Genomic DNA, 8,508 nt, shown 5'->3' on the forward strand with positions numbered 1-8,508 from the left:
CGGACCCGCGAGGGAGAATCAGGGAGGGTTCGATGGGCTGGATGAAGGACGAGACCGGGTTGGACCGCTGTGCCGCGAATTTCGTGGCGCTGACACCGTTGTCGCATCTGCGGCGCGCGGCGCATCTCTTTCCGGATCGCGAGGCGCTGGTCTATCACGGGTTCCGCAAGACCTATGCCGAATATCACGCGCGGGTCTCTCGCCTCGCGTCGGCGCTGGCGGGTCTCGGGATCGAGCCGGGCGATGTGGTGGCCACCCTCCTGCCCAATATCCCCGCCCATTGCGAGGCGCATTTCGGCGTGCCGGCGGCGGGGGCGGTGCTCAACGCGATCAACACCCGGCTCGAGGCCGACACCATCGCCTATATCCTCGACCACGGCGAGGCGCGGCTGGTGCTCTGCGATCCGCAATTCCTGCCCACCCTCATGCAGGCCACCGAGCTGATGGAGCGCCCCGCTCCCGGCATCATCGAGGTGGCCGACGATCAGGCGGGCGTGCATGGCCACGGCCATTACATGGAATACGAAGAATTGCTGGCGACCGGCGACCCCGAGTTCGAGTGGATCATGCCGCAGGACGAATGGGAGAGCCTCGCGCTCAACTACACCTCGGGCACCACCGGGCGGCCCAAGGGCGTGGTTTACCACCATCGCGGCGCGTATCTGATGACCATGGGCACCGTCGTCAGTTGGGACATGCGGCGCTATCCGCGTTACCTGACCATCGTGCCGCTCTTTCATTGCAACAACTGGAACCATGTCTGGATGATGCCGATGCTGGGTGGCACCACCGTGTGCTGCCGCGACATCACCGCCAAGGCGATCTATGACGCCATCGCCGATGAGGGTGTCACCCATTTCGGGGCCGCGCCCATCGTGCTCAACACCATCGTCAACGCCAAGGGCGAGGACCGGCGTGCGTTCGATCATATCGTCGATGTCTTTACCGCCGGGGCCCCGCCCCCCGCCGCGACGCTGGCGGCGATCGAGCCTTTGGGTTTTCAGGTGACGCAGGTCTACGGGCTGACCGAGACCTATGGCCATGTCACCGAATGCCTGTGGCAGGAGGGTTGGAACGATCTGGATGACGAAGACCGCTATGCGATCAAGGCCCGCACCGGTATCCTGATGCCAATGATGGAGGATATCACCGCGATGGACCCCGAGACCATGGACCAGACACCGATGGACGGGCAGGCACAGGGCGAGATCATGATCCGGGGCAATTCGGTGATGAAGGGGTACCTCAAGAACCCCAAGGCGACGCAAGAGGCATTCGCGGGCGGCTATTTCCATTCCGGCGACATCGCCGTGCAGCACCCCGACGGCTATCTGCAGATCGCCGACCGGGCCAAGGACATCATCATCTCGGGCGGCGAGAATATTTCCTCGGTCGAGGTGGAGGGCGTGCTGATGCGGCACCCGGCGGTGCTGCTCTGTGCCGTGGTGGCGCGACCGGATGAGAAATGGGGCGAGGTGCCCTGCGCCTTTGTCGAGTTGAAGGATGGCGCGACGGCAGACGAATCTGATCTCATTGCCTTTGCCCGCGAGCGTCTGGCCGGGTTCAAGACACCGAAATCGGTGGTCTTTCAGGAGCTGCCCAAGACCTCGACCGGCAAGATCCAGAAATTCGAACTGCGCCAGATAGCGCGGGGGCTGTGACTTAGGACAGGCGTCAGGCGTCGGTCAGGATGCTGCTGACCTTGAGCGCGCGCTGCACGTTGCCCTCGACCTTCAGCTTGCCCGACATGTAGGCCATGATCGGGTTCTGCGCGCCTGACAGGATGTTGCGGAACACCTCGTCACTGGCCGATAAAACCACATCCGCCGCTTCGTCACCCGGCGCGGCGCCGTCTTCGGTCAGCATGACGCTGCCCTGCCCCTCGATGCGCAGCTTGGCCACCCCCTTGATGCGCCCGCGCGCCTTGGGGGTGAGGGTGGTGGTATAATCGTCGATGATCGTGGTCATGCCGGGCTCCTTTGTGCCCGGATCATCGCCGTCGCGCGGCCCGGTTCAAGCGAAACCTCGCGTCACATCGCAGGCACGGCAAGAATACGACCACGCACCATGTCGCAATCGGGCGCGCCGCGCACGCGGTACATGGCACTCTTGACCCCAGGGCAGGAGGACCGCCACCGATGAACACCCATTACCGCGACACCCGCAAGATCGACCCGACGCGCGGGGCCATGTTGGGCGACAACACCCCCAACGATGCCAACCGGATCGAGATCGGCCCGACGCAGCTGGCCTTTGCCGAATGGGCGGCGGCGGGGCTCGACCTGCCCGACCTGCAGGAGATGCGCCACTACCGCTGGGCGCGGCTGACGCAGCATATCGTGGATCGCGATTATGCGGGGCTGCTGATGTTCGACCCTTTGAACATCCGCTACGCCACCGACAGCACCAACATGCAGCTTTGGAACGCGCACAACCCGTTCCGCGCGGTACTCTTGTGCGCAGATGGCCATATGGTGATGTGGGATTACAAGAACGCGCCGTTCCTGTCATCGTTCAACCCTCTGGTGCGCGAGGTGCGATCGGGCGCGGATCTGTTTTATTTCGACCGGGGCGACAAGGTGGACGTGGCCGCCGATGTCTTTGCGAATGACGTGCGCACGATCCTTGACGAGCATGCGCCGGGCAACCACCGTCTTGCCGTGGACAAGCCGATGCTGCATGGCTTGCGCGCGCTCGAGGCGCAGGGCTTTGTCGTGATGGAGGGCGAAGAGGTCACCGAGAAGGCGCGCAGCGTCAAAGGCCCCGACGAGATCCGCGCCATGCGCTGCGCAAGCCATGCCTGCGAGGCGGCGGTCGCGGAGATGGAGGTGTTCGCGCGGGCCAATGTGCCGCTCGGTCAGACCAGCGAGGATGACATCTGGGCGGTCCTGCATGCCGAGAACATCCGGCGCGGCGGCGAATGGATCGAGACGCGGCTCTTGGCCTCGGGGCCACGCACCAACCCGTGGTTTCAGGAATGCGGGCCGCGCATCGCGCAGAATAACGAGATCATAAGTTTCGATACCGACCTCATCGGCTCTTACGGCATCTGCGTCGATATCTCGCGCAGCTGGTGGATCGGCGATGCGCGACCCCGCCCCGACATGATCCACGCCATGCGCCACGCGGTCGAACATATCCAGACCAATATGGAGATGCTCAAACCCGGCGTGATGATCCCCGAGTTGAGCGCCAATACCCATGTTCTGGAGGACCGCTATCAGGCGCAGAAATACGGCTGCCTGATGCACGGCGTGGGGCTTTGTGACGAGTGGCCGCTGGTGGCCTATCCGGATCATGCCGTGCCCGGTGCCTTCGATTATCCGCTTGAGGCCGGCATGGTGCTTTGCGTCGAGGCGCTGGTGGGCGAGGTGGGGGGCGATTTCTCGATCAAGCTGGAGGATCAGGTTCTCATCACCGAAGACGGTTATGAGAACCTGACGCGCTATCCATTCGACGCGGTGCTGATGGGCGACTGACCCCGGTCAGCGCGAGCGGCGCACATTGCCGTGCCAATCCTCTTGGACAGGGGCCGCCGCGTCCGTGTCTTGGGATTCCGGTGCCGGGCTCGAGGCGAGGATCGCCACAAGCAGCGCCAGAAGGCCAAGTCCGATGGCGAAGTGCGGAACGCGGCGCGAGCGGCCGACGGGGGTGAGGCTGATATCATGGGGCATCGTGCTGTCCTTTCCTTGCATGGTGCAAGACTGTAGGTAGGCACGCAGATTGCATAATTAAAGCGAATGTTTCGCATGCCAAGCATCACGTTTTGTGATAATATGGCCCGATCCTGTCAACTTACCGCCTGAAGCGGTGCCGCGCCCTCCGGTCCGGCGTGATGGCAACAGACACGGTCGCGACCCGAGTTCTTGGCTCGATACAGGGCGCAATCGGCCTGCTGGATCGCGTTATCCATGTCGCCGCCGGGCGTCCACGCAGCGACCCCGAAACTGGCGGTCAGCGACAGGCTGCGCTCTCCGACGTAGATCGGGCTTGCGCGCACCCGGTCGGCAAGGCGGTCTGCGATTGCGCGCCCCTGGTCCGCCCCCGTCCCACGCAGCACGATGACGAATTCCTCGCCGCCGAACCGCGCCACCAGATCGCCGCCCCGGCAATTGCCGGCCAGAAGGGTCGCGAATTGCCGCAACGCCTGATCCCCCGCGAAATGGCCATGGCAATCATTGAACCCCTTGAAATGGTCGATATCCGCGACGATCACGACACAAGGCTGGCCCTCCAGCGCGCGCGCAGCCTCGTAAAAACTGGCCCGCGTGCGCACCCCGGTCAGCAGATCATGGTGCAGTGCATGTTCCAGTCGCGCACTGAGATCATGCACGGCCCTCAGGCGCCGTGCGATGATCCAGCCAATCGGCGCAGCGATCATCACCGCCATTGCGGCACCGGGCACCAGCGTCGGCATCGCCAGTTCGGGCGGCAGCATCAGCGAGCGCAACACACCGCTGGCCGCCAGCACGATCAGTGACACGACCAGCGTGAACCGGATTTCATCCTGCCGCGTTCGCACCTCCCAAGGCATGGGCACCCCTCTCCATTCGACCCCGGTCAAGGATGCCCCGCAATCGTTAACGACGCGTGGCGGATCGCCGCCATAATCCACAGGATTTGAGGCAATTGCGACGGGGCCTCACCTTCGCGTGACGCGTCCTACCGGGGGTGGCGATACCGGGGTCGCCTCCCTACTCTAAGGACAACGCGACTTGCAAAAGGACATGCCATGCCCACCGAACGCCTCACCTTCACCGGACATTCCGGCGACGATCTCGTCGCGCGGCTCGACCTGCCCGAGGGGCCGCATCTGGCCACCGCACTCTTCGCGCATTGCTTTACCTGCTCCAAGGACATTCCCGCCGCCCGGCGTATCGCGGCTCGGCTGGCAGGCGCAGGCATCGCCGTGCTGCGCTTTGATTTCACCGGGCTGGGCCATTCGGGGGGGGAGTTCGAGAACACCTCGTTCACGTCGAACATTCAGGATCTCGACCTAGCCGCCAAGGCGCTTTCCGCGCGCGACATGGCACCAAGCCTGCTGATCGGTCATAGCCTCGGTGGGGCCGCGGTTCTGGCAGCGGCGGGCAAGATCGACAGCGCGCGCGCCGTCGTGACCATCGGCGCGCCGTTCGATCCCAGCCATGTGACGCATAACTTCGAAGGCGCGCTGGAGCAGATCGAGGCGGATGGCGTGGCCGAGGTGACGCTGGGCGGGCGTCCCATCCGGATCGGTAAAGCCTTTATCGAGGACGTGCGCGCCGAAAACCTCGCCGAGCGGATCGCCCATCTGAATCGCGCGCTTCTGGTGATGCACGTGCCGCGCGACGCCACCGTGGGCGTCGAGAACGCCGCCGAGATTTTCAAGGCAGCCAGGCACCCCAAGAGCTTTGTCACGCTCGACGGTGCCGATCACCTGATCACCGATTCCGACGATGCCGAATATGCCGCACAGGTGATCGCCGCCTGGGCCGCTCGCTATCTCGACCTCACCCCACCGGCCCCGCCGCCCGGTGCGCCCGAGGGCGTGGTGCGCGTCTCGGAGGCCGATGCAGACGGCTTTTTGCAGGATGTGAATGCCGGGCCCGGCCATCACGTTCTGGCGGACGAGCCTTCAGCCTATGGCGGCACAGATCGCGGCATGTCGCCCTACGGCTTTCTCGCGGCAGGGCTGGGGGCCTGCACCTCGATGACCATCCGCATGTATGCCCGCCGCAAGGGCTGGCCGCTCGATCATGTCAGCGTCGATGTCTGCCATGACAAGGTGCACGCGCAGGATGCCGACAGCCGCAGCGACGCCAAGGCCGACAAGTTCACCCGCGTGGTACGGCTGGAGGGCGATCTGAGCGATGAACAGCGCGACAAGCTAATGGAGATCGCCGATAAATGCCCGGTGCATCGCACGCTGGAGCGGTCCTCGATCGTCGAGACCCGCGCTGCGCGTCCTGATTAATTCTTGCGCAGGACCATGTGCCACCGGCATGCATTCTCCGGGCAACACGCCCGCTCTGCGCGGCAAAAGGCTGACGCGGCGTCAAACCGTGCTATCCTCCTTGAGACAATAAGGAGGACTGCCGATGATCCGACTGCTTCTTGTCATGTTGGTGCTTGGCCTGCCCGCCACGGCGCAGGACCGTCGCCCAAGCCATTGCATCGCGCTGGCCGATGCCACGCCCGGGCTGGACTATCTGCACAAGGCCGGGTTTCGCGATCCCCTGCCAGAGTTCACCGCGCGCATCCGCTACATCGCGCATGCCTCGTTTCTCATTCAGGCGGGGGGATACAACGCGGTGACGGATTTCACCGGTTTTGTCGGCAATGTCGATTTCATCCCCGATATCGTCACCATGAACCACGCCCATTCCACCCATTGGACGGCCAATCCTGACCCGGCGATCCCGCATGTTTTGCCCGGCTGGGGGGACTTCGGGCAAGGCATCGACCATCACCTGGATCTCGGCGGCATGCTGGTGCGCAACGTCCCGACTGATATCCGCTCGGGCGGCGGGGTGGAGCCCAAGGGCAACTCGATCTTCGTCTTCGAGGCCGAGGGCCTGTGCATCGCGCATCTCGGCCACCTGCATCACGAACCATCGGACGATCAATATGCCGCGCTGGGGCGGATGGACGTGGTCATGGCCCCGGTCGATGGCGGCTTTACCATGAATATCGAGAACATGATGAACGTGCTGCGCCGGGTGCGCGCCAGCGTGGTGATCCCGATGCACTGGTTTACCGACAGCACGCTGGAGCGGTTTCTGGCGGGGATGGAGGGGGATTTCGCGATCCTGCGCCCCGGGGTGAGCGAGATCGAGGTCTCGCTGCGCAGCCTGCCGGACCGGCCCACCATCATCGTGCTGCGCCCGGCCTATCTGCGCGAGGCAGAGTAAGGCGCGGCACGCGCCGCCGCGCCATCATCGGCCGTCCCACGCAACCGCCGGAACTGCGCCTACATCGTTTCCAGGCAATGCCGCCGGAACGCACGCTTCAACAGGTCCAGCTCTTCGCGCAACAGCGCCATTTCCGCGCGGATATCATAGCTCAGCACATCCCCCGCCAGCAGCGCAAAGCTGTCGAGAACCGCGCCGGTCGCACGATCACGGATCACGAATGTCTGAACCCCGTCAGCGACCTTCTCGGGCGGGACCGGCACGCGCACAACCCAATCGCCCGCATCCGGGCGGGCGATCACCTCAACGCCTGCAATCGGGTCCTGATGATGCGTCACCTCGATCTCCGGCGTGGTCCCGGCCGTGGGCTCACCCGAGAGCACGCCTTCCCAAACCCCCTCGAAAAGCCGTGTCTTGGTCAGTGTCAGATCGGACATAATCGCTCCATTCCTAGAGGTCGGCGCGCGGGCGGCGGCTGAAGGTGACGTCGCGCAGCACGACCTGGCTCATTTGCGGGTTCTCGAAGATCAGGTCGATCCAGGCGCGTTCAACCCGCTTTTCATTGAGGTTGGAATAGGCCAGGTCGAACTCGACCATGATCTCTTCCTCGTTGAGCGGCAATTCGCGGACGATCTGTTCGGTGTTGGGCCCGTGCTTGATATTCAGTCGGGCAAAGATTTCGAGCGGCTTTTCCAGTTCCACGATGGTGTCCATACGGATCAGGTGTCGCCGCGTGAGCCCATCCACCGCCTGTTGCGGAAAATCCAGCACCAGCGACAGGAACGAGCCGTCAAAGGCGAACACATCCATACGCAGGCCATACGGGGCCAGATCGGCCTCGCGGCTGTTGCGCAGCTGGCGCAGTGACAATTCCGAATGGGCGCAATCGTGAAACAGCGTCACCTCGCGTCCCAGCATGGATTTCGATTGCACCGACGCCATGCCGGGCACCGGCAGCGGTTCACGCCAGACTTCGGGACGCCAGGCCCAATCGGTGCCGTGCGGGCGCGGAAAGGCATTGGAGCCGATCATCGGCAAGGCAAGACGGTTATCGGCGACCGAGATCACCTCGTTGAGGGAATACATCAGCTTGCGTGCCTGCGCCCGTGCCCGACGCAGGGCACTGATATTCATCATCGAGGCGTTACGCGCAGCACCCCGCCACTTTCGCAGGTTGCGCTGGTGCATCACGACATCGAGAATTTTCATGCAGAACGCACCTTTGCCAAGCCTCTCAGGCGGGACGGCCCCATGTTATATAGTGACCGCCTTTGAATAACATTAAAAGGCTTATCCCCTTCGTTCCGGCGGCACAGGATGTTGTGCCACCGGGCTTGCAAATCTGTGATGTTCGCTTATTGTTCCGCTCATGCCAGCCAGATGGAAAAACGATAGACCTATGTCCCGCCAAGCGTTCGACGCGCTTTTTTTCGATGAGGAAGCGTGTTCGGAGTATCTGGCAGAACGACGCTGGCCGGACGGCTTCGTCTGCCCCTCTTGTGGCACCTGCAAGGGTTGGCCTCTCAAGCGAAATCGGGCGACCTGGGAATGTGCTGGCTGCGGGCGACAGACATCCGTGACGGCTGGCACGGTGATGCACAGCAGCCACCTGCCATTG

10 protein-coding genes are annotated in these 8,508 nt (G+C 63.6%); 5 read left to right on the forward strand and 5 right to left on the reverse strand.

The window, feature by feature from the left end; genetic code table 11:
• Positions 1–32: 32 nt before the first annotated feature.
• Entirely contained in the window at positions 33–1,661 is a 1,629-nt protein-coding gene (locus tag BMX04_RS16375; protein ID WP_074787964.1) for an AMP-binding protein, read from the forward strand.
• A 13-nt stretch (positions 1,662–1,674) separates the two neighbouring features.
• Here BMX04_RS16375 and BMX04_RS16380 read toward each other — a convergent pair whose 3' ends face one another.
• Complete coding sequence (locus BMX04_RS16380; RefSeq protein WP_074787965.1) at positions 1,675–1,968, reverse strand: SCP2 sterol-binding domain-containing protein; 294 nt, start codon at positions 1,966–1,968, stop codon at positions 1,675–1,677.
• A 170-nt stretch (positions 1,969–2,138) separates the two neighbouring features.
• On the opposite strand from BMX04_RS16380, the gene dddP reads away from it, so the two are divergent.
• Positions 2,139–3,479 (forward strand): dimethylsulfonioproprionate lyase DddP, encoded by a 1,341-nt coding sequence (gene dddP, locus BMX04_RS16385; RefSeq protein WP_074787966.1) that lies wholly within the window; start codon positions 2,139–2,141, stop codon positions 3,477–3,479.
• Positions 3,480–3,485: 6 nt separating this feature from the next.
• Here dddP and BMX04_RS16390 read toward each other — a convergent pair whose 3' ends face one another.
• Positions 3,486–3,674, reverse strand: a complete 189-nt coding sequence (locus BMX04_RS16390; RefSeq protein WP_074787967.1) for a hypothetical protein — start codon at positions 3,672–3,674, stop codon at positions 3,486–3,488.
• 116 nt (positions 3,675–3,790) lie between these two features.
• Positions 3,791–4,534: a GGDEF domain-containing protein gene (locus tag BMX04_RS16395; protein WP_074787968.1), complete on the reverse strand. Its 744-nt coding sequence runs from the start codon at positions 4,532–4,534 to the stop codon at positions 3,791–3,793.
• Positions 4,535–4,732: 198 nt separating this feature from the next.
• On the opposite strand from BMX04_RS16395, the gene BMX04_RS16400 reads away from it, so the two are divergent.
• A complete protein-coding gene (locus BMX04_RS16400) occupies positions 4,733–5,953 on the forward strand; it encodes a bifunctional alpha/beta hydrolase/OsmC family protein (protein ID WP_074787969.1) in 1,221 nt (406 codons plus the stop codon).
• Between the two features lie 124 nt (positions 5,954–6,077).
• Positions 6,078–6,890 (forward strand): MBL fold metallo-hydrolase, encoded by an 813-nt coding sequence (locus BMX04_RS16405; protein ID WP_074787970.1) that lies wholly within the window; start codon positions 6,078–6,080, stop codon positions 6,888–6,890.
• A gap of 59 nt (positions 6,891–6,949) precedes the next feature.
• Here the strand turns inward: BMX04_RS16405 and BMX04_RS16410 are convergent, their stop codons facing one another.
• Both BMX04_RS16410 and BMX04_RS16415 read right to left on the reverse strand, forming a co-directional pair.
• A complete protein-coding gene (locus BMX04_RS16410; RefSeq protein ID WP_074787971.1) occupies positions 6,950–7,327 on the reverse strand; it encodes a hypothetical protein in 378 nt (125 codons plus the stop codon).
• A gap of 13 nt (positions 7,328–7,340) precedes the next feature.
• Positions 7,341–8,099 (reverse strand): DUF6478 family protein, encoded by a 759-nt coding sequence (locus BMX04_RS16415; protein ID WP_050663088.1) that lies wholly within the window; start codon positions 8,097–8,099, stop codon positions 7,341–7,343.
• Positions 8,100–8,259: 160 nt separating this feature from the next.
• Between BMX04_RS16415 and BMX04_RS16420 the strand changes: the two genes are divergently transcribed.
• A partial coding sequence (locus BMX04_RS16420) for a transposase (RefSeq protein ID WP_139194595.1) occupies positions 8,260–8,508 on the forward strand: 249 nt, incomplete at its 3' end.

Source organism: Roseovarius tolerans (assembly GCF_900109855.1).
Lineage (GTDB): Bacteria > Pseudomonadota > Alphaproteobacteria > Rhodobacterales > Rhodobacteraceae > Roseovarius > Roseovarius tolerans.

Bases quoted from the DNA above. Each gene is read 5' to 3' on its own strand.
- BMX04_RS16400 (WP_074787969.1), top strand. From the start codon at position 4,733: ATGCCCACCGAACGCCTCACCTTCACCGGACATTCCGGCGACGATCTC.
- BMX04_RS16375 (WP_074787964.1), top strand. From the start codon at position 33: ATGGGCTGGATGAAGGACGAGACCGGGTTGGACCGCTGTGCCGCGAAT.
- BMX04_RS16390 (WP_074787967.1), bottom strand. From the start codon at position 3,674: ATGCCCCATGATATCAGCCTCACCCCCGTCGGCCGCTCGCGCCGCGTT.
- BMX04_RS16380 (WP_074787965.1), bottom strand. From the start codon at position 1,968: ATGACCACGATCATCGACGATTATACCACCACCCTCACCCCCAAGGCG.
- BMX04_RS16410 (WP_074787971.1), bottom strand. From the start codon at position 7,327: ATGTCCGATCTGACACTGACCAAGACACGGCTTTTCGAGGGGGTTTGG.
- BMX04_RS16395 (WP_074787968.1), bottom strand. From the start codon at position 4,534: ATGCCTTGGGAGGTGCGAACGCGGCAGGATGAAATCCGGTTCACGCTG.
- BMX04_RS16405 (WP_074787970.1), top strand. From the start codon at position 6,078: ATGATCCGACTGCTTCTTGTCATGTTGGTGCTTGGCCTGCCCGCCACG.
- BMX04_RS16415 (WP_050663088.1), bottom strand. From the start codon at position 8,099: ATGAAAATTCTCGATGTCGTGATGCACCAGCGCAACCTGCGAAAGTGG.
- dddP (WP_074787966.1), top strand. From the start codon at position 2,139: ATGAACACCCATTACCGCGACACCCGCAAGATCGACCCGACGCGCGGG.